Annotated in this window: 19 protein-coding genes, 2 tRNA genes, 1 rRNA gene and 3 pseudogenes; 17 read left to right on the top strand and 8 right to left on the bottom strand. The window is 59.6% G+C overall.

The genetic code is table 11. The features are described 5' to 3' along the window. Positions 1 to 12 precede the first annotated feature (12 nt). The 4 genes from PSH87_RS24070 to dksA all read right to left on the bottom strand — a co-directional run bounded on the left by PSH87_RS24070 (position 13) and on the right by dksA (position 4,595). On the bottom strand, positions 13 to 2,967 hold the full coding sequence (locus tag PSH87_RS24070) for a sensor histidine kinase (protein ID WP_026136437.1): 2,955 nt from the start codon (positions 2,965 to 2,967) through the stop codon (positions 13 to 15). Next, complete coding sequence (locus PSH87_RS24065; protein WP_003176118.1) at positions 2,951 to 3,127, bottom strand: hypothetical protein; 177 nt, start codon at positions 3,125 to 3,127, stop codon at positions 2,951 to 2,953. The genes PSH87_RS24070 and PSH87_RS24065 overlap by 17 nt, the downstream gene beginning before the upstream one ends. Before the next feature lie 62 nt (positions 3,128 to 3,189). Then, positions 3,190 to 4,077, bottom strand: coding sequence for a tRNA glutamyl-Q(34) synthetase GluQRS (gluQRS, locus tag PSH87_RS24060; protein WP_017734144.1), 888 nt, complete (start codon positions 4,075 to 4,077; stop codon positions 3,190 to 3,192). Between the two features lie 83 nt (positions 4,078 to 4,160). Next, entirely contained in the window at positions 4,161 to 4,595 is a 435-nt protein-coding gene (gene dksA, locus PSH87_RS24055) for an RNA polymerase-binding protein DksA (protein ID WP_017734143.1), read from the bottom strand. A gap of 313 nt (positions 4,596 to 4,908) precedes the next feature. Here dksA and PSH87_RS24050 point away from each other — a divergent pair, with 313 nt between their 5' ends. Together PSH87_RS24050 and sfsA are read left to right on the top strand one after the other, a co-directional pair. Then, a complete protein-coding gene (locus tag PSH87_RS24050; protein ID WP_305431390.1) occupies positions 4,909 to 6,081 on the top strand; it encodes a pyridoxal phosphate-dependent aminotransferase in 1,173 nt (390 codons plus the stop codon). Beyond that, positions 6,081 to 6,793, top strand: a pseudogene (gene sfsA, locus PSH87_RS24045) (DNA/RNA nuclease SfsA). The gene PSH87_RS24050 and the pseudogene sfsA overlap by 1 nt, the downstream one beginning before the upstream one ends. Here sfsA and PSH87_RS24040 read toward each other — a convergent pair. Then, positions 6,790 to 7,107, bottom strand: a complete 318-nt coding sequence (locus PSH87_RS24040; protein ID WP_017734140.1) for a Rieske (2Fe-2S) protein — start codon at positions 7,105 to 7,107, stop codon at positions 6,790 to 6,792. The pseudogene sfsA and the gene PSH87_RS24040 overlap by 4 nt on opposite strands. Before the next feature lie 156 nt (positions 7,108 to 7,263). Between PSH87_RS24040 and PSH87_RS24035 the strand changes: the two genes are divergently transcribed. From PSH87_RS24035 to PSH87_RS24025, 3 genes and pseudogenes are all read left to right on the top strand, one after another. Continuing rightward, positions 7,264 to 8,142: a hemin ABC transporter substrate-binding protein gene (locus tag PSH87_RS24035; RefSeq protein ID WP_017734139.1), complete on the top strand. Its 879-nt coding sequence runs from the start codon at positions 7,264 to 7,266 to the stop codon at positions 8,140 to 8,142. 50 nt (positions 8,143 to 8,192) lie between these two features. Further along, a pseudogene (locus PSH87_RS24030) lies at positions 8,193 to 9,177 on the top strand (FecCD family ABC transporter permease). Next, the gene (locus PSH87_RS24025; RefSeq protein ID WP_017734137.1) at positions 9,177 to 9,944 is read left to right on the top strand and encodes a heme ABC transporter ATP-binding protein; all 768 of its coding nucleotides are present in this window, start codon (positions 9,177 to 9,179) and stop codon (positions 9,942 to 9,944) included. The pseudogene PSH87_RS24030 and the gene PSH87_RS24025 overlap by 1 nt, the downstream one beginning before the upstream one ends. A gap of 246 nt (positions 9,945 to 10,190) precedes the next feature. Here PSH87_RS24025 and PSH87_RS24020 read toward each other — a convergent pair whose 3' ends face one another. The 3 genes from PSH87_RS24020 to PSH87_RS24010 all read right to left on the bottom strand — a co-directional run bounded on the left by PSH87_RS24020 (position 10,191) and on the right by PSH87_RS24010 (position 12,660). After that, positions 10,191 to 10,463 carry a TfoX/Sxy family protein gene (locus tag PSH87_RS24020; protein WP_017734136.1) on the bottom strand — a complete coding sequence of 91 codons (273 nt, stop codon included), beginning with the start codon at positions 10,461 to 10,463 and terminating at the stop codon, positions 10,191 to 10,193. A 202-nt stretch (positions 10,464 to 10,665) separates the two neighbouring features. Then, complete coding sequence (locus PSH87_RS24015; RefSeq protein ID WP_017734135.1) at positions 10,666 to 11,010, bottom strand: pentapeptide repeat-containing protein; 345 nt, start codon at positions 11,008 to 11,010, stop codon at positions 10,666 to 10,668. Positions 11,011 to 11,103: 93 nt separating this feature from the next. Further along, complete coding sequence (locus tag PSH87_RS24010; protein WP_305431385.1) at positions 11,104 to 12,660, bottom strand: bifunctional aminoglycoside phosphotransferase/ATP-binding protein; 1,557 nt, start codon at positions 12,658 to 12,660, stop codon at positions 11,104 to 11,106. 118 nt (positions 12,661 to 12,778) lie between these two features. Here PSH87_RS24010 and mrcB point away from each other — a divergent pair, with 118 nt between their 5' ends. The 12 genes and pseudogenes from mrcB to PSH87_RS23950 all read left to right on the top strand — a co-directional run bounded on the left by mrcB (position 12,779) and on the right by PSH87_RS23950 (position 24,892). Then, complete coding sequence (mrcB, locus tag PSH87_RS24005; protein WP_305431384.1) at positions 12,779 to 15,103, top strand: penicillin-binding protein 1B; 2,325 nt, start codon at positions 12,779 to 12,781, stop codon at positions 15,101 to 15,103. 16 nt (positions 15,104 to 15,119) lie between these two features. Then, positions 15,120 to 15,854: a M48 family metallopeptidase gene (locus PSH87_RS24000; protein ID WP_305431383.1), complete on the top strand. Its 735-nt coding sequence runs from the start codon at positions 15,120 to 15,122 to the stop codon at positions 15,852 to 15,854. After that, entirely contained in the window at positions 15,854 to 16,183 is a 330-nt protein-coding gene (locus tag PSH87_RS23995; RefSeq protein WP_017734131.1) for a YqcC family protein, read from the top strand. Before PSH87_RS24000 ends, PSH87_RS23995 begins: the two co-directional genes overlap by 1 nt. 431 nt (positions 16,184 to 16,614) lie before the next feature. Then, positions 16,615 to 18,339, top strand: a complete 1,725-nt coding sequence (locus PSH87_RS23990; protein WP_026136434.1) for an acetolactate synthase 3 large subunit — start codon at positions 16,615 to 16,617, stop codon at positions 18,337 to 18,339. 2 nt (positions 18,340 to 18,341) lie between these two features. Next, positions 18,342 to 18,833, top strand: a complete 492-nt coding sequence (ilvN, locus tag PSH87_RS23985) for an acetolactate synthase small subunit (protein WP_003176102.1) — start codon at positions 18,342 to 18,344, stop codon at positions 18,831 to 18,833. Between the two features lie 47 nt (positions 18,834 to 18,880). After that, positions 18,881 to 19,897 (top strand): ketol-acid reductoisomerase, encoded by a 1,017-nt coding sequence (ilvC, locus tag PSH87_RS23980; RefSeq protein ID WP_305431382.1) that lies wholly within the window; start codon positions 18,881 to 18,883, stop codon positions 19,895 to 19,897. Between the two features lie 145 nt (positions 19,898 to 20,042). Beyond that, positions 20,043 to 20,901: pseudogene (gene pssA, locus PSH87_RS23975) on the top strand (CDP-diacylglycerol--serine O-phosphatidyltransferase). Between the two features lie 64 nt (positions 20,902 to 20,965). Next, a complete protein-coding gene (msrP, locus tag PSH87_RS23970; RefSeq protein WP_017734127.1) occupies positions 20,966 to 21,979 on the top strand; it encodes a protein-methionine-sulfoxide reductase catalytic subunit MsrP in 1,014 nt (337 codons plus the stop codon). Continuing rightward, complete coding sequence (gene msrQ, locus PSH87_RS23965) at positions 21,979 to 22,599, top strand: protein-methionine-sulfoxide reductase heme-binding subunit MsrQ (RefSeq protein ID WP_017734126.1); 621 nt, start codon at positions 21,979 to 21,981, stop codon at positions 22,597 to 22,599. Before msrP ends, msrQ begins: the two co-directional genes overlap by 1 nt. Before the next feature lie 487 nt (positions 22,600 to 23,086). Next, positions 23,087 to 24,626 (top strand): 16S ribosomal RNA (locus PSH87_RS23960). Positions 24,627 to 24,709: 83 nt separating this feature from the next. Then, a tRNA-Ile gene (locus PSH87_RS23955) sits at positions 24,710 to 24,786 on the top strand. Between the two features lie 30 nt (positions 24,787 to 24,816). After that, positions 24,817 to 24,892, top strand: a tRNA-Ala gene (locus PSH87_RS23950). The last annotated feature ends 216 nt before the right edge of the window (positions 24,893 to 25,108 follow it).

The following is a 25,108-nucleotide window of genomic DNA, read 5'->3' as shown; positions in this document are numbered from 1 at the left end:
CTCTCGACGGTCTCAGTTCACAGCGGACGTCGCTTCGACATGACGCGGCAAGGTCACCCGGATACGGGTGCCGCGTTGGCTTTCGGTGTCAGCCGGGCTGTCGATGGTGATTTGTCCATAATGCTCTTCAACGATGGAATAGACCAGTGCAAGGCCCAGACCGGTACCTTCACCGGGGTCCTTGGTGGTGAAGAAGGGTTCGAACAATCGGTCCATGATGTTCTGTGGAATGCCGCTGCCTTCGTCCTCGACGATCAGGTCCACCGTATGCTCGAAAGCCTCGGTCTTGACGCGTACCGCACCGCCCGGCGGGGTTGCGTCGCGCGAGTTGGACAGCAGGTTGATCAGCACCTGGGCCAGGCGTTGTGAGTCGCCGTCGACCCAGTGGTCGGGATCGCACAAATTGAAAAACTGTACTTCGAAATTGCGCCGGTTCAGGGCCAGCAGCCCAATCGCATCCTGCGCCACTTCGGCCAGGCACACGGCTTCGTCCTGGTTCTGATGGGCGCCTGCGTGGGCAAAGCTCATCAGCGACTGCACGATGCGCGAAACCCGTTTGGTCTGCTCAAGGATCTGCCCGCTGATTTCGGTGATCTCGCCGTCTTCTTCGCGCTCTTCCCGCAGGTTTTGCGCCAGGCAGGCGATACCGGTGATCGGATTGCCAATCTCATGGGCCACACCGGCGGCCAGGCGACCAATGCTGGCCAGGCGCTCGGAGTGCACCAGTTTGTCTTCGAGCATCTGGGTTTCAGTCAGGTCTTCCACCAGCAGCACAAGGCCGCTGTTACCTGGTGCCAAGGGCTCGTCGATGGCGGCTTTGTGCAGGTTCAGCCAACGGGTCTGGCCGTCGAGGGCCAGGTGCTGTTTGTGCAAGTGTTCGTCGGGCAGGTTGATAAACCCTTGCAGCAGTTCCTTCCAGGGCTCGCCCAGGGTGTTCAGGCGCGAGCCGACCACGCGCTGCGCGGCGATGCCGGTGAGTTCTTCCATGGCCTTGTTCCACATCAGGATCTCTTGATCCTTGGCCAGGGAGCAGACGCCCATCGGCAGTTCCTGCAGGGTCTGACGGTGATAGCGGCGCAGGGCATCGAGTTCGGCGGCAAGGCCGGTGAGGCGCGAGTGGTAATCCTCCAGCCGGCTCTCGATGAAATGGATGTCTTCGGTGACGTAGTTTTCGCCGCCGGCCTTGTAGGGCAGGAACGTTTCCACCATGTCCTGGGACACACTCGGTCCCATCAAACCGGAGAGGTTGGCCTCGATCCGATCACGCAGGCGGCGCAGGGCGTACGGGCGGCGTTCGTCGAACGGCAGGTAGAGATCGCGCAGCGCCTGCTCGACCTCTTTTTGCGCCGCCTTGGCGCCCAAGGGTTTGGCCAGCTGCGTGGCGAACTCCTGGGGTGACGCCGCATGCAGCTCACGGCGTTGCGGGCGGCGTACGTTGTCCACGGCGCAGGCTTCGGCGGCGCTGGTTTCTTCCGGGCTGGCGTTGGTGAACAGCGAGATCAGGGTGAACATCAGGACGTTGGCGGCCAGGGAGGCAATCGCAGCCATGTGCCAGCTGGTGTCGTCGAGCACGTAGATCATGTTCAGCAACGGGATGTAGAAGCCCTGCAAGTTGCCGACCAGCGGCAGCAGCATGGTCACAACCCACACGAGAATGCCCGCCAGCAACCCGGCGATAAACCCACGGCGATTGGCGGTCGGCCAGTACAGCACCGACAACACCCCAGGGAGGAACTGCAAGGTGGCAACAAACGCGACGATGCCCAGGTTGGCCAGGTCCTGCCCGGCGCCCAGCAGCAGGTAGAAACCATAGCCCGCCATGATGATCGCGACGATCAGCGCGCGGCGTGTCCACTTCAGCCAGCGGTAGATATTGCCTTCAGCCGGCGGCTGATACAGCGGCAGTACAAGGTGATTGAGGGCCATGCCCGACAGCGCCAGCGTGGTGACGATGATCAGCCCGCTGGCCGCCGACAAACCGCCGACATAGGCCAGCATCGCCAAGGCCGGGCTGTTGGCCGCAATGCCGATGCCGAGGGTGAAGTATTCAGGGTTGGTGGTGGCGCCCAGTTTCAGGCCCGCCCACAGGATCAGCGGCACCGCCAGGCTCATCAGCAACAGGAACAGCGGCAAGCCCCAACTGGCGCTGACCAGTGAGCGCGGGTTGAGGTTCTCGGTGAAGGTCATGTGGTACATGTGCGGCATCACGATTGCCGAGGCGAAGAACACCAGCAGCAATGTGCGCCACGGGCCTTCCTGCAACGGCGTGTGCAAGGCGGCGAGGGCAGTCTGGTTTTGCAGCAGCCACAGCTCAAGCTGTTGCGGGCCGTCGAACACGCCGTAGAGCGCGTAGAGGCCGACACCGCCGATGGCGATCAGCTTGATCACCGACTCGAAGGCAATCGCAAACACCAGGCCTTCGTGCTTCTCGCGGGTGGCGATATGGCGCGAGCCGAAGAAGATCGTGAACAGGGTGATCAGCGCGCAAAAGGCCAGGGCGACGCGGTGTTGCACCGGCTCACGGGTGAGGATGCTGATGGAGTCGGCCACGGCCTGGATTTGCAGGGCCAGCAGCGGCAACACGCCGATCAACATGAAAATGGTGGTCAGCGCGCCAGCCCAGGTGCTGCGAAAGCGGAAGGCAAACAGGTCGGCCAGGGACGATAGCTGATAGGTGCGGGTGATTTTCAGGATCGGGTACAGCAACACCGGCGCCAGCAGGAACGCGCCGGACACGCCGAGGTAGCTGGACAAAAAGCCATAGCCGTACTGATAGGCCAGGCCTACGGTGCCGTAAAACGCCCAGGCACTGGCGTAGACGCCGAGGGACAAGGTGTAGGTCAGCGGATGGCGAATGATCGCCCGCGGAATCATTCCGCGCTCACTGATCCAGGCCACCCCGAACAGCGCGGCCAGGTAGGCGGCGCTGACCAGCAGCATCTGGGTGAGGCTAAAGCTCATCGGCATCTTTTTGGCTCTGCAGGATGAAAGTCACGACGATCAGGATCAGCCACAGCAGATACGGGCGATACCAGGCGCCCGTGGCGTCGATCCACCAATCCATGATGGCGGGGGAAAACAGGTAGATCCCGACGACCAGCAGCAGGACCAATCGATAGATGTACATGTTGGCCTCTGTGTAAAAACGTGGGGCGATGGTAACGGATGCTTGGCAAGCTGCAAGCGCCTTCAGTTCAATTGCGCTTCGGCCAGCGTGAGTGTGCGCGGGATGAGTGTGGCATCCCAGTGCTGGATGCCCCAATCCAGCAGCTCCCGTGGGCTGGCGTGCAGCAACTCGGCGCCGGGTTGCTGGCCGAGGGCGCGCAAGGCCCTTAGCAGCAACGGCGTGGCCTGGTCGGGCGTCAACGGCGGCGAGCGGTAGGACTTGCCGAGCTTGTTGCCGTCCGGCTGGATGATCAGCGGGACGTGCAGGTAGCGCGGCTGGCGCAGGCCCAGCAGTTCCTGCAGGTACAGCTGGCGCGGTGTGGAGTCCAGCAGGTCGGCACCGCGCACGATATCGGTGACACCTTGCCAGGCATCGTCGAGGACCACGGCCAGTTGATAGGCGTAGAGGCCATCGCGGCGCCGGATGATGAAGTCGCCGACATCGCGGCCCAGGTGCTGTCGGAATTCGCCTTGCACGCGGTCGGTAAAGTGGTATTCCAGCTCGGGAACCCGCAAACGGATAGCCGCATCCTGCTGCTCGTGGCCGGCGTTGCGGCACAGGCCCGGGTAGATGCCATTGTAGGGTTCCAACTGCTTGCGCGAACAGGTGCAGGCGTAGGCCAGGCCGTGGTTGAACATGTCGTTCAGCACTTTGGCGTAGGCATCGTGCCGCTCGCTTTGTCGGACCAGTTCACCGTCCCACTCAAAGCCGTAGCTTTCCAAGGCGTGCAGAATCGCCGCCTGGGCGCCGGGTTCTTCACGGGGTGGGTCGAGGTCTTCCATGCGCATCAGCCAGCGGCCGTTGTTGGCGCGGGCATCGAGGTAGGAGGCGAGGGCGGCGACCAGGGAGCCAAAGTGCAAATGGCCGCTGGGCGTGGGGGCGAAGCGCCCGATATAGGTAGAGGCTGTCATGGGCCGGATACTACTGGAAATTCGCTAAACGCCAGAAACAAAAATGGGGCGTTTGCACGCCCCATTCGTTCAGTTCGGAAGGATTACTTGCCGACCTGTTTTTCCTTGATTTCAGCCAAGGTCTTGCAGTCTACGCAGAGGTCCGCGGTTGGGCGGGCTTCCAGGCGACGGATACCGATTTCGACGCCGCAGGATTCGCACCAGCCGTATTCTTCGTCTTCGATCAGTTGCAGGGTCTTGTCGATTTTCTTGATCAGCTTGCGCTCGCGATCACGGGCACGCAGTTCAAGGGCGAATTCCTCTTCCTGGCTGGCACGGTCTGCCGGGTCCGGGAAGTTGGCGGCTTCGTCCTTCATGTGGTCAACCGTACGGTCGACTTCCTGCATCAAGTCCTGCTTCCACTGCTTCAGGATTTTGGAGAAGTGTTCGCGCATGGGCTTGCCCATGTATTCCTCACCCTTCGATTCTACGTAGGGCTGGAAACCGCTGATGTTCTGTTGCTTTGCTTGGGTGGGCATGAATGGACCGCCTCTCACTCTTCTAATCCATTGCGCAGGATTGCAACATCACCGACACCTGCCGGCCCTGCGGCTGCAAGCGGGCGAACTTACCAGATAGATTCGGGGTGCGCCACTCCCGGTTGTCGAGGCCCCGCCCTGTACGGGTTGCGAACGGCTGCAAGAGGGGAGGCAGCAGCCTCGAATGTTGATTTTAGTCGTTCTGGCGGCGCTTGCCCGAACCGCTCGGCGCGCGGCGTATGGCAATAGAACGGGCGTTACGCGTGGGGTTGGGTAGAATCGACGCTTTGTACTTACCCGTTAAGGAAGGCTAATGGCTCAGCCCTACAGTGCGCGCAGTCGCGCCATCGAACCTTTTCATGTCATGGCGTTGCTGGCGCGGGCCAATGAGCTTCAGGCCGCCGGGCACGATGTGATCCACCTGGAAATCGGCGAGCCGGATTTCACCACCGCCGAACCGATTATCCAGGCCGGCCAGGCCGCACTGGCCAACGGCAAGACCCGCTATACCGCCGCCCGTGGGCTGCCGGAGCTGCGCGAAGCCATCAGCGGTTTCTACCAGCAACGCTACGGCTTGAACGTGGACCCGGAACGTATCCTGATTACTCCCGGCGGTTCCGGCGCGTTGCTGTTGGCCAGCAGCTTGTTGGTGGACCCAGGCAAGCACTGGCTGCTGGCGGACCCCGGTTACCCGTGCAACCGGCACTTCCTGCGCCTGGTGGAAGGCGCGGCGCAACTGGTACCGGTGGGGCCGGAAGTGCGCTATCAATTGACGGCCGATCTGGTGGCGAAGCATTGGGATCAAGACAGCGTGGGCGCGCTGGTCGCTTCCCCGGCCAACCCGACCGGCACCATCCTCACGCGTGATGAACTGGCTGGTTTGTCGAGCGCGATCAAGGCCCGTAACGGCCACTTGGTGGTGGACGAGATCTACCACGGCCTCACCTACGGCACCGATGCCGCCAGCGTGTTGGAAGTGGACGACGACGCCTTCGTCCTGAATAGTTTTTCGAAGTATTTCGGCATGACCGGCTGGCGCCTGGGTTGGCTGGTGGCACCGCCAGAAGCGGTCGGTGAATTGGAGAAGTTGGCGCAGAACCTCTACATCAGCGCACCGAGCATGGCCCAGCACGCCGCGCTCGCCTGTTTCACCGAGCAGACCCTGAGCATCCTGGAAGAGCGCCGCGCCGAATTCCGCCGCCGTCGCGACTTCCTGCTGCCAGCCTTGCGTGAGCTGGGGTTCGGCATTGCCGTCGAGCCGGAGGGGGCGTTCTATTTGTATGCCGACATCCGCGCGTTCGGCGGCGATGCCTTCGCGTTCTGCCGGCACTTCCTCGAAACCGAACATGTAGCGTTCACGCCCGGGCTGGATTTCGGCCGCTATCAAGCCGGCCACCATGTGCGCTTTGCCTACACGCAAAACCTTGATCGCCTACAGGAAGCGGTGGACCGCATCGCCCGTGGCTTGCGGAGCTGGCAAGGCTGATGCGCTTTAATCCTCCCCTCGAAGAAGGGTCGTCTGATTCGCCGTTACAAGCGTTTTCTCACCGATATCGAAACCGTTAGCGGCGAGTTGCTCACCATTCACTGTCCCAACACCGGCTCGATGCTCAATTGCATGGTGGAAGGTGGGCAGGTGTGGTTCAGTCGCTCCAATGACCCCAAGCGCAAGCTGCCGGGCACCTGGGAAATCGCCGAGACACCCCAGGGGCGCCTAGCCTGCGTGAACACCGCGCGCGCCAATCCGCTGATCGAGGAGGCGTTGCGCGCCGGGGGTGATCAGCGAGCTCAATGGCTTTACCGACTTGAAGCGTGAATTGCCTTACGGCCAGGAGAACAGTCGCATCGACTTTCGCCTGGACTATGCCGACGGTGCGGCGTACGTCGAAGTCAAAAGTGTCACCCTGGGCTTCGATGGCAGCGCAGTTGCGGCTTTCCCCGATGCGGTGACGCAGCGCGGCGCCAAGCATTTGCGCGAGTTGGCGCACCTGGCACGCGACGGTGTGCGGGCGGTGCAGTTGTATTGCGTCAACCTGTCGGGGATCGAGGCGGTGCGCCCGGCTGTGGAGATCGATCCCGCTTACGCCGCGGCATTGCGTGAAGCCAAGGCCGCTGGCGTAGAGGTGTTGGCGTACGGCGTGCGAGTCACGCCCGAGGAAGTGCGCGTGGATCGGCGTCTTGAGGTGCTGTTCGACTAGAGTTCCACCCACAGGCCCTGCGCGTCCTCACGGCCGGGCAGGGCGGTGAGGCTTTGGCCGGCGCACGGGCCGGAGATGCACTCGCCGCTTTCGATCAGAAACAAGGCGCCGTGGGTGGCGCACTGGATCAGGCTGGCGCTGCTGTCGAGGAACTGGTCGGCTTGCCATTCCAGCGGGATGCCGCGATGGGGGCAGCGGTTGATATAGAAGTAGGCAACGCCGTCACGGCGCACCGCCAACAATTTGCAACCATCGATTTCAAAACCGCGGCTGCTGTCGGGCGCAAGGGTGTCGGAGGGGCAGAGAAACTTCATTTCAATCCTTAAGTGCCTTGACGTTCAAATGCAAACAATTATCAAATGCCGGCTTCGCCCGTTAGCTGACTGGGCGCTCAGTACGATGCCCGGAAGGGATTATCTGTCACATCGTTGAGTGCTCGTAAGGCCCCGCCTCTGGAAGGAAACCCTGTTATGCGCCTGAGTACCAGCGCTATTGCGCTTGTTGTCGGACTGCTGGTCAACCACGGGGCGCAAGCCTCTGAACTGCCGCAACGCTGGGTCAGTGCCGGTGGGGCGCTTTCGGAGTGGGTGACGGCCCTGGGCGGGGAGTCGAAGCTGGTGGGGGTGGATACCACCAGCCAGCATCCGGCGTCACTCAAGGCCTTGCCGAGCATTGGTTATCAGCGACAACTGTCGGCGGAGGGCATCCTGAGCCTGCGCCCGCAGATCCTCGTGGGCACCGAGGAAATGGGCCCGCCGCCGGTACTGGCGCAGATCCGCAGCGCGGGTGTGCAGGTGGAAATGTTTTCGGCGCAGCCGGATTTGCCGACGCTGCAAGGCAATCTCCAGCACTTGGGCAAGCTGTTGGGGGATGAGGCCAAGGCCCATGAATTGTTTGCAGGCTATGAGAAGGCGCTGGACCAGCAGAAAAGCTGGGTGACCAAGGCCCAAGCCATGCAAAAAGCCCCGGGTGTATTGCTGTTGCTCGGCCATGCAGGCGGCAAGCCGCTGATCGCCGGTAAAGACACGGCGGCAGACTGGGTGCTGCAACAGGCGGGCGGGCGCAATCTGGCGACCCACAGTGGCTACAAGCCATTTTCCGTGGAGTCGCTGGCGGGCTTGAGCCCTGATGTGCTGGTGTTTTCTGATCGCGCCCTGAGCGGTGATGCGGCGCGGACGGCCTTGTTCAAGGAAAATCCGATCCTGGCGGCAACCCCTGCGGCCAAGAGTGGGCGGGTGTTTGAGTTGGACCCGACGCTGTTGGTCGGTGGGCTCGGGCCGCGCTTGCCCCACAGCCTGGTGCAATTGTCCGCCGGGTTTTACCCGTCCCAGGCCAAGCCTGCTCCATGACCACTCCTGTTAAACCCAAGACGCTGTTTATCGGGCTGGCGCTGTTGTGTGTGCTGGCGATCTGGCTGTCGTTGGCCCTGGGCCCGGTCAGTCTGCCGTTGCTGGATACGCTCAAGGCAGCATTGCGCCTGATGGGCGTGCCCATCAACGGCCAAGGGCTGGAGCAGGCGGAGCTGATCCTGGGGCAGATTCGTTTGCCGCGCACGTTGCTCGGGCTTGGCGGTCGGCGGCGTGCTGGCGTTGTCGGGTGTGGCGATGCAGGGCTTGTTTCGTAACCCGCTGGCGGATCCGGGGTTGGTCGGTGTGTCCAGCGGTGCGGCGCTGGGGGCGGCCATTGCGATTGTCGGTGGAACGTTTTTTGGTGGTTTGCCGGATGTGTTCGGCCCGTACCTGTTGTCGTTGTGTGCGTTTCTCGGTGGGTTGGGTGTCACGGCGCTGGTTTATCGGCTGGGGCGACGCAACGGCCAAACCAATGTCGCCACGATGCTGCTGGCCGGTATCGCCCTGACGGCGCTCGCCAGTTCGGCCGTGGGTTTGTTTACCTATCTGGCGGATGACGCCACGTTGCGCACCCTGACCTTCTGGAACCTGGGCAGCCTCAACGGCGCCAGCTATTCGCGGTTGTGGCCGTTGTTGCTGGTGGCCGCCGCTGTCTCGCTGTGGCTGCCGCGCCGGGCCAAGGCCCTGAATGCGCTGCTGCTGGGCGAGTCGGAGGCCAGCCATCTCGGGATTGACGTTGAGCGGCTCAAGCGCGAACTGGTGTTCTGTACGGCCCTGGGTGTGGGCGCGGCGGTGGCGGCGGCGGGGATGATCGGGTTTGTCGGCCTGGTAGTGCCGCATCTGGTGCGCTTGCTGGCGGGGCCGGATCATCGGGTGTTGCTGCCGGCTTCGGTGCTGGCGGGGGCGAGTTTGCTGCTGTTCGCTGACCTGGTAGCACGGCTGGCCCTGGCGCCGGCGGAATTGCCCATCGGGATTGTGACCGCGTTTATCGGTGCGCCATTTTTTCTCTACCTGTTGTTGCGGGGGCGAGCCTGATGTTGCGCGTGGAAGATTTGCAGATCCGGCGCGGGCGCAAAACCGTGCTGGCGGATGTCACCCTGCAATTGTTGCCGGGGGAAGTGCTCGGTGTGCTGGGCCCCAACGGTGCGGGCAAAAGCACGTTGCTTGGGGCGTTGTGTGGTGAGTTGCAGCCGGACCAGGGCGGCGTGTGGTTGGATCAGCGGCCCTTGGCAGATTGGAGCGGATCGCAACGTGCGCAGCGTTTGGCAGTGTTGCCGCAAACCTCGACCCTGGATTTTGCTTTTCGCGTCGAAGAAGTCGTCGGCATGGGCCGCTTGCCCCATCAGAGCGGGCGGGTGCGCGATGACGAAATCATCGCCGCAGCCTTGCAGGCGGCAGATGTCGGGCATTTGAGCGGGCGCAGCTATCTCGCCCTGTCTGGCGGCGAGCGTCAGCGTGTGCATCTGGCACGGGTGCTGGCGCAGTTATGGCCCGGTGAGGCGGGGCAGACATTGTTGCTGGATGAGCCCACGTCGATGCTGGACCCCTTGCATCAACACACGACCTTGCAGGCCATTCGCACCTTTGCGGATCGCGGTGCAGCCGTGTTGGTGATCCTGCATGACCTGAATCTGGCGGCGCGGTATTGCGATCGGATTCTGTTGCTGGAGGACGGCCGTCCCCATGCCCTGGATACGCCATCGCAGGTCATGCAGCCTGGGCCACTCAAGGCAGTGTTTGGTTTGGATGTGTTGGTGCAGCCGCATCCGGAGCGTGGGCATCCGCTGATCATTGCGCGCTGAGGCGGGCAGTTTTCTCCAGGCAAAAAAAGACCCGGCAAGAGCCGGGTCAAATAACCGTGATTAGCCTGATGAGGAGATAATCTGAGAGTCCGAACCAATGGTCTTTCAGTTATCGGCTGATCTCGCGACCAGTTGTGATAATCATAACGATTCTCATTTGAGAGTCAACAATTGTTTTTGCGCTCTCCTCTGCTTTTCTCAAACGGCCGTTCGGAATGCCCGTAAATGCTGGGTTTTGCCGCAGATCTAATTCTTCTGGCGCGCCGAAATAGCCTCCAATTGACGGTTCAACGCCTCCTTGCGTTCGGCTGGAATATCGTTCCAGTGAACATCCATCAATGCCCCTTCGATTGCATACAGCAGTACTTTCGATGCGCGGAACCCGCGAGTCCGCACGGCTCGATAAGCATCGACCGCGCCCAGGCGGCGCAAGTCGGACGCACTGTGGATGCCCACCGCATGCAGCCACTGTGCTGACGTCTTGCCGAGGTTTTTCAGGTGTTGCAGCTCATCGTTCATCAAGCCTCCTTGCGACGGCCGAATGGTTCGGTGGGTATCGTGACCAGGCAAGCCTGAAAAGGAGTGTAGCGCTCAGTAGGAAAAGCGTGGTTCTTTGGCCGGAAGCGGCCTAAAAGCTTATAAGAATGGTGCGAGAATTTTTGGGATGGGCAGACGCAAACCCCGGCGCACGGGTGCGCTCCGGGCTTTTTTATGCAAGAGGTTACTTGGTGCGGTAGCGCAGGCGCGTACCGAAATTGACCGACATGAGGATCTCATCGGCGGTCAGTTCAGGCGGGAAGTAGGTGCCCGAGATTTGTGCATGCGCCAGGCTGGCGCCCTCCAGTGAGCAGTCGCGCAAGTCCAGGCCGCGCAAGTCGGCGGAGCGGAAGTAGGCGTCAGTGAAGTCCACGCCTTCAGCGTTCAAGTCACGTAGATCCAGCCCGCGGAAATCGCCGCCGCGCATGTCGATGGTGCCGCCTTTCGGGCGTTCCTGGTTGAAGCCGCGGATATCGTCTTTATGCAGGAGCGAATAGAGCGGGGTATCAAGAAGCTTGGGCTGACTCATGACAACGACTCCTGTTGGATTTATGACGCCATTATAGTGCCACTATCGCTTGGCCGTGCGCCCAAAGTAGGTGACACGGCCAAGAAATATTTCTTACAGACCTGGCAGGCGCTGGCGGATGTGCGCCACCAAGGCGTCCAACGTCCCGCTTTCATTGGTCTCGACGCGCTTGCTCAGGAGCAGTTCCTCGTCTGTCAGTGGGTCGCGATTGGCCTGCTGTTCGTCGATAACTGCCAGTGTGGCGTCGGAAGGGTCGTTTTTATCCGCCTGACGCTGTGCCAGCCAGCTCTCGATAACGGCGCGTGGTGCGTTGCAATCCAGGATCAGGAAGGGCGCGCCGGTGGCTTCGGCAACCTTGGCGGCGGCATCGCGTTGTGCGCGCTTCAGGAAAGTGGCGTCCAGCACGACTGGGAAGCCGGCGCGCAACACGGTCGCGGCGAGCTCATTCAAGCGTGCGTAAGTCGCGGCGCTGGCATCGGCCGCATAGATGCCGGCCTGTGGCATGTTTTCGACCTGTTGCTCGCCGAACAGGCGCTTGCGCTCCACATCCGAACGCAGGCGTACGGCACCGAGCGCTTCAACCAGGCGCATGGACACCTGGCTTTTACCGACGGCAGAAACACCGTGGGTGATCGCCAGGAAGCGCGACGGGATGGTGCTGTAGCTTTCGGCCAGGTTGGCGTAGTTGCGGTACTGGCGCAGGCTGGTGGCACGCTGCACGGGGGTCGCGTCGCCCGGCATGCTGAACAGCGCGATCTTCGCGCGTACCAGGGCGCGGTAGGCTTTATAGAAGTTCAGCACTTCCAGGCCTTGATAGTCGCCGGTCAGTTCCAGGTATTGGCTGATGAAACGACGCGCCAGGGATTTGAGGCCACGGTCTTCCAGGTCCATCGCCAGGAAGCCGGTGTCGGCGTAGACGTCGGTGAAGCGGAAGGGTTCGTTGAACTCGATGCAATCGAAGATCACGACTTGGCCGTCGATCAGGGTGGCGTTGCCCAGGTGGATGTCACCGTGACATTCACGGGTGAAACCCTCCAGCTTGCGCTGGGCAAACAGCGGCTTGAGGCGCTCGAAGCTGCTTTCGGCCCAGGCTTGCAGGGCGTCCAGTTGAGTCAGGTCTGCCTTGTCGCTGAGGAACGGGCGGATCTGGTCGAAGTTCTGGCGCACCGGTGCCATGAGTTCATCCGGGGTACCGGCCGGGTGGTCCTGCGGAACTTTCGGCGCCGTGAGGTGGAAATGCGCGATCTGCTTGGCCATCTCATCGATGTGCGCGGCGGTCAGTTCGCCGTTGGCTTGCAGGGTGCTGAGCAACTGGCTCTGCGGGAACTGGCGCATCTTCAGCGCGTACTCGATGACCGGGCCTTCACCACCCAGTTGCGGGGCGTCGGCAGTGCCGGTGATCGGCAATACTTCAAGATACAAATCTTCGGTCAGGCGTGCGTTGAGACGCAGCTCTTCGCGGCAGAAGTGACCGCGATCTTCCAGCGATGTGAAGTCCAGGAAGCCGAAGTTCATCGGCTTCTTCAATTTATAAGCGTAAGGACCGGTGAGCACGACCCAGGAAATATGGGTCTCGATAACTTGGAACGCTTCAACCGGATGAGGGTACAAAGCCGGGTTTTGCAGGGCTGCGATCAGGGACTGGCTCACGGGCGATCCTTCAAAGACTGGGGGAAATCATGGCGGGCATTATGGCTGCTGACGCCTGCCATGCAAACCGCTGTCCGGCTCATGTTGATCATCAATAAAGTGCGTATAATCCGCCGCCATGACTCGAACCCGATCTCCCCGTTCCCGTAAAAAACCTCCTTCCCGCGGCCTGCGCCCGTGGCTGGGCTGGGCGCTCAAGCTCAGCCTGGTGGGCCTTGTGGTACTTGCCGGCTTTGCGGTGTACCTCGACGCCGTGGTGCAGGAGAAGTTCTCCGGCAAGCGCTGGACCATTCCGGCCAAGGTGTATGCACGCCCGCTGGAATTGTTCACCGGCCAGAAGCTGAGCAAGGATGACTTCCTCACCGAGCTCGACGCGCTGGGCTATCGCCGTGAGCCTGTGAGCAATGGCCCGGGCGCGGCGGCGGTCAGCGGCAATACCGTCGATCTGAACACCCGTGGCTTCCAGTTCTATGAAGGCCTGGAAAAAGCCCAGCCGGTGCGTGTGCGGTTCTCCGGCGACTACGTGGCCGAACTGGCGTCCCTCAACGGCTCGAAGTTGCCGGTGGTGCGCCTGGAGCCGCTGATGATCGGCGGTATTTACCCGAAGAACCTTGAAGATCGCATCCTGATCAAGCTCGATCAGGTGCCGCCGTACCTGCTCGAAACCCTGGTCGCCGTGGAAGACCGCGATTTCTACAGCCACTGGGGCGTCTCGCCGAAGTCGATTGCCCGCGCCGTCTGGGTGAACACCTCCGGCGGCAAGATGACCCAGGGTGGCAGTACGCTGACGCAACAATTGGTCAAGAACTTCTACCTGACCAACGAGCGCAGCCTGACCCGCAAGCTCACCGAAGCCATGATGGCGATGCTGCTGGAGTTGCACTACAGCAAGCAGGAGATCCTCGAGGCGTACCTCAATGAGGTCTTCGTCGGTCAGGACGGCCAGCGCGCGGTGCACGGTTTCGGCCTAGCCAGCCAGTTCTTCTTTGGCCAGCCGCTGTCCGAGCTCAAGTTGCACCAGGTCGCGTTGCTGGTCGGCATGGTCAAGGGGCCGTCCTACTACAACCCGCGGCGCAACCCGGAGCGTGCGCTGGAGCGCCGCAACCTGGTGTTGGATGTACTGGAACAGCAGGGCGTTGCCACTGCTGAACAAGTGGCTGCGGCGAAGAAGATGCCGCTGGGCGTCACCACGCGCGGCAAGCTGGCCGACAGTTCGTTCCCGGGCTTTATCGACCTGGTCAAGCGCCAACTGCGTGAAGACTACCGCGACGAAGACTTGACCGAAGAAGGTCTGCGGATCTTCACCAGTTTCGACCCGATCCTGCAGATGAAAGCCGAAGCGTCGGTTAACGATACCTTCAAGCGCATGACGGGCCGTAAAGGCGCCGATGAAGTCGAAGCAGCCATGGTCGTGACCAACCCGGAGACCGGTGAAGTCCAGGCGATGGTGGGCAGCCGCCAGGCCAGTTTTGCCGGTTTCAACCGTGCACTGGATGCGGTGCGGCCGATTGGCTCGCTGGTCAAGCCGGCGGTCTACCTGACGGCGCTGGAAAAACCGAGCAAATACACGCTGACCAGTTGGCTGTCGGATGACCCGCTGTCGGTCAAAGGTGGCGATGGGCAGGTGTGGACGCCGCAGAACTTCGATCGTCGTTCCCACGGTACGGTGTTCCTGTACCAGGGGCTGGCGCATTCCTACAACATCTCCACTTCGCGCCTGGGGCTTGAAGTGGGCGTGCCGAATGTGTTGAAAACCCTCGCTCGCCTGGGCATCACCCGTGAATTCCCGGCTTTCCCGTCGATCCTGCTGGGGGCCGGCGCGATGACGCCGATGGAAGTCGCGACCATATACCAGACCCTGGCCAACGGTGGTTTCAATACCCCGATGCGTGGGATTCGTAGCGTACTGACCGCCGAAGGTGAGCCGCTCAAGCGTTATCCGTTCCAGATTCAGCAGCGTTTCGATGCAGGTTCCATCTACCTGATCCAGAACGCCATGCAGCGCGTGATGCGTGAAGGCACCGGTGCCTCGGTCTATAAGGTGCTGCCGTCGAACCTGACGCTGGCGGGCAAGACCGGTACCAGTAACGACTCGCGCGACAGCTGGTTCGCCGGTTTCGGCCAGGATGTGCTGGCGGTGGTGTGGATGGGTCGTGATGACAACGGCAAGACCCCGTTCACCGGCGCGACCGGTGCGCTGCAGGTCTGGACCAGTTTCATGCGCAAGGCCGACCCGCTGCCGCTGAACATGCCGCAGCCGGACAATATCGTGCAGGCCTGGATTGATCCGCACACGGGGCAGGGCTCCGATGCCAACTGTCCGGGCGCGGTACAGATGCCGTATATTCGCGGCAGCGAGCCACCACCCGGCGCCGCGTGCGGTGGCAGTGCCCCTGCTGACGCGGATTCGGTGATGGATTGGGTCAAAGGCTGGATGAATTAAGCAAAGAGGGTTTCACGTGAACAAGTGGTTGTTTCCAGCTATTACAACTCTGGCTTTGCTCGGTGGTTGCTCCAGCGTGCAGCGCGGCTCCATCCCTGTGGTGGATTCGAGCACTGCGGTGTCCAACAGCGACCGTATCTCGGCCACTGGCGGCTTCCGCCAGACCGTGACGAATCGTCCTGCTCAGGCCCGTCCGCAGGCTGTGCCGCAGGATTCGGGCGTCGTGGTGATGGTGCCGGGTAGCGGTGCTGCTACCGCCGCGCCGATCAGCGCCGAGCCGTGGACGCCGGGGCCAAGTACGTCCGGTCCGATCGATGCCACGCCGATTCAAACGGCGCCGATCAACCAGGGCACCTACAACATGCCATCGACGCCAAGCGGCATTCCGTCGTCGTCCAATTCCGGCGGCCTGTCGGCTGACGAGCAACTGGACGGCCCGGTCCTGGCCCTGCTGACCACTGCCCAGCAACAGCAGGCCGGTGGCGATCTCAATGGCGCGTCGTCCAGCCTGGAGCGTGCCCAGCGCGTTGCACCGCGCGAGCCGCAAGTGCTGTATCGCCTGGCCCAGGTGCGCATGGCCCAGGGTGATGCGCCGCAAGCCGAACAGTTCGCCCGTCGTGGCCTGACGCTGGCCAACGGTCGTCCCGACCTGCAAGCCAACCTGTGGGCACTGATCGGTGATGCGCGTGCCGCCCAAGGCGATGCCGCCGGTGCCGCTCAGGCACGGCAAAAAGGCAAGGTTACCTACTGATGGATGTGCGTTTTCCTGCGATTGCCGAGCAGTTGCTGCTGATTGAACGTGAATTGCGCGTGCAGGGCTGGTGGGACGAGGTGTCCCCCAGCGTCGAGGCGCTCAGCAGTGTCGAACCCTTTTCGGTCGATACCCTGGACTTTCACCAGTGGCTGCAATGGATCTTCCTGGCGCGCATGAAGCAGATCCTCGAACAGGACCTGCCGTTGCCGAATGCCTCGGGCATCCTCGAAATGGCCGAGATGGTGTATGCCGACCGCCCGCGAGAGAGCCTTGGCTTGCGTAACGCGCTGAAAAAGTTCGACCAATTGATCGTCGACGCTCGTTAATTGCCTGACTGCCGGGTTTTCCGGCAGTCTTGCGCACATTTCTACCGCTTGACGACATTCAGGCGAGTTTTATCCCTCCTCAAAGCCCTTTCTTCTACGTTCTCATGCGCTTAGTTGGAAAAAAGCGCAATTATTGCTTGACTTGAACGGCCTGAAACAGAAGAATCCAAAGTCCGCTGTATCGGGACTGCCAGAAGCAGGCCCGCTCAGCAGATCATGAGGCGCACATCCGCGCCGACCTGTTACACCCGCAACGCGTTACCTCGCGCTGGGTGGGAAAAGCCCGCAACACTTGGGACGATCCCAATACTTGCTCAGTCAGTGCTGACGTAGTCGGCGACCACCGTCGCTCATGCTCTGTTGAGAAGTAAACCTATTAAGACCCGTCGGTTTTCAACGGACGGTATTCTGGCGTTTTAGAGGTGAACAACGTGGAGCTTTTATCTGGTGGTGAGATGCTCGTCCGCTTTTTGCGTGACGAAGGCGTCGACTATATCTACGGGTACCCAGGTGGTGCTCTGCTGCATGTCTACGACGCGCTGTTCAAGGAACCGGCTGTTAATCACATCCTGGTTCGCCACGAACAGGCCGCGACCCATATGGCTGACGGTTATGCCCGTGCCACCGGTAAAGCCGGTGTGGTACTGGTAACGTCCGGCCCAGGCGCAACCAATGCCATTACTGGCATCGCGACTGCGTATATGGACTCCATCCCGATGGTGATCATTTCCGGCCAGGTGCCAAGCACCATGGTGGGTACCGACGCATTCCAGGAAACCGACATGATCGGTATCTCCCGGCCGATCGTGAAACACAGCTTCATGATCAAGCATGCGTCGGAAATCCCGGAAGTCATGAAAAAGGCGTTCTACCTTGCACAGTCCGGTCGCCCGGGCCCGGTGGTGGTCGATATCCCTAAGGACATGACCAATCCGGCGGAAAAATTCGAATACGTCTTCCCCAAGAAAGCCAAGCTGCGTTCCTACAGCCCGGCCGTTCGTGGGCACTCGGGGCAAATCCGCAAGGCGGCAGAAATGCTCCTGGCGGCCAAGCGTCCTGTGCTGTACTCGGGTGGTGGCGTGATTCTGGGCGGCGGTTCCGCACCGTTGACCGAACTGGCCAAGATGCTCAACCTGCCGGTGACCAACACCCTGATGGGCCTTGGCGCATTCCCGGGCACCGACCGACAGTTCGTCGGCATGCTGGGTATGCACGGCAGCTACACCGCCAACCTGGCCATGCACCATGCCGACGTGATCCTGGCAGTCGGTGCACGTTTCGATGACCGCGTGATCAACGGCCCGAGCAAGTTCTGCCCGAATGCCAAGATCATCCACATCGACATCGACCCGGCGTCCATCTCCAAGACCATCAAGGCCGACGTGCCGATCGTAGGTCCGGTGGAAAGTGTGCTGACCGAAATGGTCGCAGCACTGAAGGACATCGGCGAAACGCCAAACAAGGAATCCGTTGCCAGCTGGTGGAAACAGATCGACGAATGGCGCGGTGACCGCGGCCTGTTCCCTTATGACAAGGGCGACGGCAGCGTCATCAAGCCACAAACCGTGATCGAAACCCTGTGCGAAGTGACCAAGGGCGACGCCTTTGTGACCTCCGACGTGGGCCAGCACCAGATGTTCGCCGCGCAGTACTACAAGTTCGACAAGCCAAACCGCTGGATCAACTCTGGTGGCCTGGGCACGATGGGCTTTGGTTTCCCGGCGGCCATGGGTGTGAAGTTGAGCTTCCCGGACACCGACGTTGCATGCGTGACCGGTGAAGGCAGCATCCAGATGAACATCCAGGAATTGTCGACCTGCTTGCAGTACGGCCTTCCGGTGAAGATCGTCTGCCTGAACAACGGCGTACTGGGCATGGTTCGCCAGTGGCAGGACATGAGCTACAACAGCCGTCACTCCCATTCCTACATGGAGTCGCTGCCAGATTTCGTCAAATTGGTTGAAGCCTATGGCCACGTCGGCATTCGCATCACCGATCTGAAAGATCTGAAGCCGAAGATGGAAGAGGCGTTCGCCATGAAGGACCGCCTGGTGTTCATCGATATCAAGGTGGACACCAGCGAGCACGTCTACCCGATGCAGATCAAAGACGGCTCTATGCGCGACATGTGGCTGAACAAGACGGAGCGTACTTAATCATGCGGCATATTATCTCCCTGCTTCTGGAGAACGAACCCGGCGCTCTGTCTCGTGTTGTCGGTCTGTTTTCGCAACGCAACTACAACATCGAAAGCCTGACCGTGGCCCCGACCGAAGACCCGACCCTGTCGCGCCTGACGTTGACCACCGTGGGCCACGATGAGGTGATCGAGCAGATCACCAAGAACCTCAACAAGCTGATCGAAGTGGTCAAGCTGGTCGACCTGTCGGAAAGTGCCCACATCGAGCGCGAGCTGATGCTGGTTAAAGTCAAGGCCACGGGTGCTCAACGTGCCGAGATCAAGCGTACTACCGATATTTATCGCGGGCAGATCGTCGATGTGAGCGCCAGCGTTTATACCGTTCAACTGACCGGTACGAGCGACAAGCTGGACAGCTTCATCCAGTCGATCGGGACGGCCTCGATTCTGGAAACGGTACGCAGTGGTGTCACCGGGATTGCCCGTGGCGACAAAGTACTCAGCATCTAACCCAAATTAGTGAATGGCCTTACGGCCTGGATATATAGAGGAACCTCATGAAAGTTTATTACGAAAAAGATTGTGACCTGTCGATCATCCAGGGCAAGAAAGTCGCCATCATCGGCTACGGCTCCCAGGGCCACGCTCAAGCGTGCAACCTGAAAGACTCCGGCGTGGACGTGACCGTTGGCCTGCGCAAAGGCTCGGCCACCGTTGCCAAGGCTGAAGCCCACGGCCTGAAAGTGACTGACGTTGCTTCCGCTGTTGCTGCTGCCGACCTGGTCATGATCCTGACCCCGGACGAGTTCCAGTCCGCGCTGTACAAGAACGAAATCGAGCCGAACATCAAGAAAGGCGCCACCCTGGCCTTCTCCCACGGCTTCGCGATCCACTACAACCAGGTTGTGCCGCGCGCTGACCTCGACGTGATCATGATCGCGCCGAAAGCACCGGGCCACACCGTGCGTTCCGAGTTCGTCAAAGGCGGCGGTATCCCTGACCTGATCGCGATCTACCAGGACGCTTCGGGCAACGCCAAGAACGTTGCGCTGTCCTACGCTGCTGGCGTGGGTGGCGGTCGTACCGGCATCATCGAAACCACCTTCAAGGACGAGACTGAAACCGACCTGTTCTGCGAACAAGCCGTTCTGTGCGGCGGTACCGTTGAGCTGGTGAAAGCTGGCTTCGAAACCCTGGTTGAAGCTGGCTACGCGCCAGAAATGGCCTACTTCGAATGCCTGCACGAACTGAAGCTGATCGTTGACCTCATGTACGAAGGCGGTATCGCCAACATGAACTACTCGATCTCCAACAACGCCGAATACGGCGAGTACGTGACTGGCCCGGAAGTGATCAACGCCGAGTCCCGTCAGGCTATGCGCAACGCCCTGAAACGTATTCAGGACGGCGAATACGCCAAAATGTTCATCACCGAAGGCGCTACCGGCTACCCTTCGATGACCGCCAAGCGTCGTAACAACGCCGCTCACGGTATCGAAGTCATCGGCGAGCAACTGCGCTCCATGATGCCGTGGATCGGTGCCAACAAGATCGTCGACAAAGCCAAGAACTAAGTCGTACGCATCAAGGGAAAACGCGGCTTAGGCCGCGTTTTTTCGTTTGGGGGGCCGGTTCTGGTATAAAGCTGCATCGTTTGCGGGCAAACACTCGCCGCAAGTATCAGTCGAATTTTTTTCACACCGTTGCAAGGTAAAGTCCATGAGCGAACGTCCCGAAGAGCCAAACCAGGCTCCTGACGCCGAAAGCCTGCTACCGATCGATGAGCATGTCGAAGAAGGGCATGACGCGGAAGGCCGCAAGGTCCGGCATCGTGGTATCTATCTGCTGCCCAACCTGTTCACCACGGCGAACCTGTTTGCCGGCTTCTATTCCATCATCAACTCCATGAGCGCCCAAAGTGCGCTGGCGGCGGGGGATGCGGTCAGTGCCAGCAAATACTTCGGTTTTGCGGCCATCGCAATCTTTGTTGCCATGGTGCTCGACGGCCTCGATGGGCGTGTGGCTCGCATGACCAATACCCAAAGTGCCTTCGGTGCCGAGTACGACTCGCTGTCGGACATGGTCGCCTTTTGGTGTCGCGCCCGCGTTGCTGGCATTTGCCTGGGCGCTGGGTGATATGGGCAAGGTCGGCTGGATGGTCGCCTTTATCTATGTCGCGGGGGCTGCGTTGCGCCTGGCACGCTTCAATACCCAGGTGGGCACTGCCGACAAGCGTTACTTCATCGGCCTGGCCAGCCCTGCTGCTGCAGGTGTGGTGGCGGGTATCGTCTGGGCGTTCAGCGACTACGGCATCCAGGGTTCGAAGATGTCGTTCCTGGTGGCCTTGATGGTTGCGGCGGCCGGCATGCTGATGGTCAGCAATATCAAGTACAACAGCTTCAAGGAGCTGGATCTCAAGGGGCGCGTGCCTTTTGTGGCAATCCTGGCCGTTGTGCTGGTGTTTGCGGTGGTCTTCAGTGATCCGCCGCGAATCCTGCTGCTGGCGTTCCTGGTCTATGCCGCGTCCGGCCCGGTGCAGTACTTGCTGCACCTGCGTCGGGACAAAACATTGCCTTAATGTAAATTTCCCCCATACTCCGCAGTCTATTGGTGCATCAGTTCTCCAATGCTGCGGAGTTGCCATGTTAATCAAATTGCCAAAAGCGTCCGATTGCCACGAATCGGATGTCACGCCTGAATCCCTTTATTTCTCTCGCCGCAGCTTGCTCGGCGGTGCGCTCGCCGGTATCGCTGCCAGCAGCCTGCCGCGTTGGGCCAGTGCGGATGATGCCTCGCGTTATGCCGATGTTGAGCCGGGCAAGGCACCGAATTGGTTTGCCGAGAAACTGCCTGGCACCCAATGGCAGGCGGTGACGGTAAAAGACGAAGCGATAACGCCATTCAAGGATGCAACCCACTACAACAACTTCTATGAGTTCGGCACCGGCAAAGGTGACCCGGCAACGAACGCCGGTTCGCTCAAGACCGAGCCCTGGAGTGTTGTGATTGATGGTGAGGTTGCAAAGCCAGGGCGTTATGCCCTGGAAGACTTCATGAAACCTTATCAGTTGGAGGAGCGGATCTACCGTTTGCGGTGTGTTGAGGCGTGGTCGATGGTCATCCCCTGGATTGGCTTCCCGATCTCGGCTTTGCTCAAGCAAGTCGAACCGACCTCCAAGGCCAAGTACATCCGGTTTGAAACGCTCCAGGATCCGAAGAGCATGCCGGGCCAGCGCTCAAGCTTTGGTCTGATCGACTGGCCTTATATAGAAGGGTTGCGCTTGGATGAGGCGATGAACCCTTTGGCGATTCTCGCCGTTGGCATGTACGGGCGTGAGTTGCCTAACCAGAATGGTGCTCCGTTGCGTTTGGTGGTGCCGTGGAAGTACGGCTTCAAAAGCGTGAAGTCCATTGTGCGCATCAGCCTGGTCAGTGAGCAGCCGAAAACCACCTGGCAGAGTATTGCGGCGGATGAGTATGGGTTCTACGCGAATGTGAACCCTACGGTTGATCATCCGCGTTGGACTCAGGCGCGTGAGCGGCGCCTGCCGAGTGGGCTGTTCAGTCCCAATGTGCGTGAGACGCAGATGTTCAACGGCTACTCGGATGAAGTTGCCTCTCTTTATAGTGGCCTGGATTTGCGGAAGAACTACTGATGCGCTATCCGATCTGGCGCCTCGGCGTGTTTATCGCGGCGGCAGTGTGGCCGCTGTTCTGGCTATACGAAGCGTGGAGCTCCGTTCTCGGGCCTGATCCGGGCAAAGTGCTGGTGGATCGGCTGGGTCTGGGGACGTTGATCCTTTTACTGATCACCCTTGGAATGACGCCGTTGCAGAAGTTGAGCGGTTGGGCGGGGTGGATAGCTGTGCGGCGGCAGTTGGGGCTGTGGTGCTTTGCTTATGTAGTGCTGCATTTGGCGGCTTATTGCGTGTTTGTCCTTGGGCTCGATTGGTCGCAGTTGGGGGTGGAGCTGCGCAAGCGGCCTTACATTATTGTGGGGGCGCTGGGCTTCTTGTCGCTTCTGGTGTTGGCGGTGACTTCAAATCGCTATAGCCAGCGACGTTTGGGGAGTCGGTGGAAGAAGCTGCACCGTCTGGTTTACGTGATTCTCGGGCTGGGCTTGCTGCATATGTTGTGGATCGTGCGGGCCGATCTGAAGGAGTGGGCTATCTATGCTTCTATAGGTGCGCTGCTTTTGGTCTTGCGGTTACCGCCAGTGATGCGCCGAATTCCACGTCTTATTGCTAAAAAAGCATCTTCTGCAACAAAAGCGTAATTAAAGGTTGACGGCGAATTGTAACTGTCTATAATTCGCCCCACTTCCGGTGCAGTCGAAACGGAAAACTCCTTGGTAAACAATGAGTTATGTGAGTTTCGGCAGCAGGTTGCTTCAGTTCATCGAAGCCAGAAAGAAGTTGAAAAAGAGGTGTTGACAGCAGCGTGTAACGCTGTAGAATTCGCCTCCCGCTGATGAGAGATCTGAAGCGCAAGTGGTTGAAGTTGTTGAAGAATTCTTCGAAAGCTTCTGAAAATAATCACTTGACAGCAAATGAGGCTGCTGTAGAATGCGCGCCTCGGTTGAGACGAAAGATCTTAACCAGCCGCTCTTTAACAACTGAATCAAGCAATTCGTGTGGGTGCTTGTGGAGTCAGACTGATAGTCAACAAGATTATCAGCATCACAAGTTACTCCGCGAGAAATCAAAGATGTGACCAACGATTGCTGAGCCAAGTTTAGGGTTTCTTAAAAACCCAAAGATGTTGAACTGAAGAGTTTGATCATGGCTCAGATTGAACGCTGGCGGCAGGCCTAACACATGCAAGTCGAGCGGTAGAGAGAAGCTTGCTTCTCTTGAGAGCGGCGGACGGGTGAGTAATGCCTAGGAATCTGCCTGGTAGTGGGGGATAACGTTCGGAAACGGACGCTAATACCGCACGTCCTACGGGAGAAAGCAGGGGACCTTCGGGCCTTGCGCTATCAGATGAGCCTAGGTCGGATTAGCTAGTTTGGTGAGGTAATGGCTCACCAAGGCGACGATCCGTAACTGGTCTGAGAGGATGATCATCACACTGGAACTGAGACACGGTTCCAAGACTCCTACGGGAGGCAGCAGTGGGGAATATTGGACAATGGGCGAAAGCCTGATCCAGCCATGCCATGCCGCGTGTGTGAAGAAGGTCTTCGGATTGTAAAGCACTTTAAGTTGGGAGGAAGGGCAGTTACCTAATACGTGATTGTTTTGACGTTACCGACAGAATAAGCACCGGCTAACTCTGTGCCAGCAGCCGCGGTAATACAGAGGGTGCAAGCGTTAATCGGAATTACTGGGCGTAAAGCGCGCGTAGGTGGTTTGTTAAGTTGGATGTGAAACCCCGGGCTCAACCTGGGAACTGCATTCAAAACTGACTGACTAGAGTATGGTAGAGGGTGGTGGAATTTCCTGTGTAGCGGTGAAATGCGTAGATATAGGAAGGAACACCAGTGGCGAAGGCGACCACCTGGACTAATACTGACACTGAGGTGCGAAAGCGTGGGGAGCAAACAGGATTAGATACCCTGGTAGTCCACGCCGTAAACGATGTCAACTAGCCGTTGGAAGCCTTGAGCTTTTAGTGGCGCAGCTAACGCATTAAGTTGACCGCCTGGGGAGTACGGCCGCAAGGTTAAAACTCAAATGAATTGACGGGGGCCCGCACAAGCGGTGGAGCATGTGGTTTAATTCGAAGCAACGCGAAGAACCTTACCAGGCCTTGACATCCAATGAACTTTCTAGAGATAGATTGGTGCCTTCGGGAACATTGAGACAGGTGCTGCATGGCTGTCGTCAGCTCGTGTCGTGAGATGTTGGGTTAAGTCCCGTAACGAGCGCAACCCTTGTCCTTAGTTACCAGCACGTTATGGTGGGCACTCTAAGGAGACTGCCGGTGACAAACCGGAGGAAGGTGGGGATGACGTCAAGTCATCATGGCCCTTACGGCCTGGGCTACACACGTGCTACAATGGTCGGTACAGAGGGTTGCCAAGCCGCGAGGTGGAGCTAATCCCATAAAACCGATCGTAGTCCGGATCGCAGTCTGCAACTCGACTGCGTGAAGTCGGAATCGCTAGTAATCGCGAATCAGAATGTCGCGGTGAATACGTTCCCGGGCCTTGTACACACCGCCCGTCACACCATGGGAGTGGGTTGCACCAGAAGTAGCTAGTCTAACCTTGGGAGGACGGTTACCACGGTGTGATTCATGACTGGGGTGAAGTCGTAACAAGGTAGCCGTAGGGGAACCTGCGGCTGGATCACCTCCTTAATCGACGACATCAGCTGCTCCATAAGTTCCCACACGAATTGCTTGATTCATTGAAGAAGACGATAAAGAAGCAGCCCGAAATTGGGTCTGTAGCTCAGTTGGTTAGAGCGCACCCCTGATAAGGGTGAGGTCGGCAGTTCGAATCTGCCCAGACCCACCAATTTTGTGTGGGAAACGCCTGTAGAAATACGGGGCCATAGCTCAGCTGGGAGAGCGCCTGCCTTGCACGCAGGAGGTCAACGGTTCGATCCCGTTTGGCTCCACCACTACTGCTTCTGTTTGTTGAAAGCTTAGAAATGAGCATTCCATCGTGATGATGGTGAATGTTGATTTCTAGTCTTTGATTAGATCGTTCTTTAAAAATTTGGGTATGTGATAGAAAGATAGACTGAACGTTACTTTCACTGGTAACGGATCAGGCTAAGGTAAAATTTGTGAGTTACTCAGTTTTGAGTATTATCGAATTTTCGGCGAATGTTGTC

This window comes from Pseudomonas sp. FP453, from assembly GCF_030687495.1.
GTDB lineage: Bacteria > Pseudomonadota > Gammaproteobacteria > Pseudomonadales > Pseudomonadaceae > Aquipseudomonas.
The sequence above is the reverse complement of the archived record's forward strand: the minus strand, read 5'-3'. Positions and strand labels throughout refer to the sequence as shown.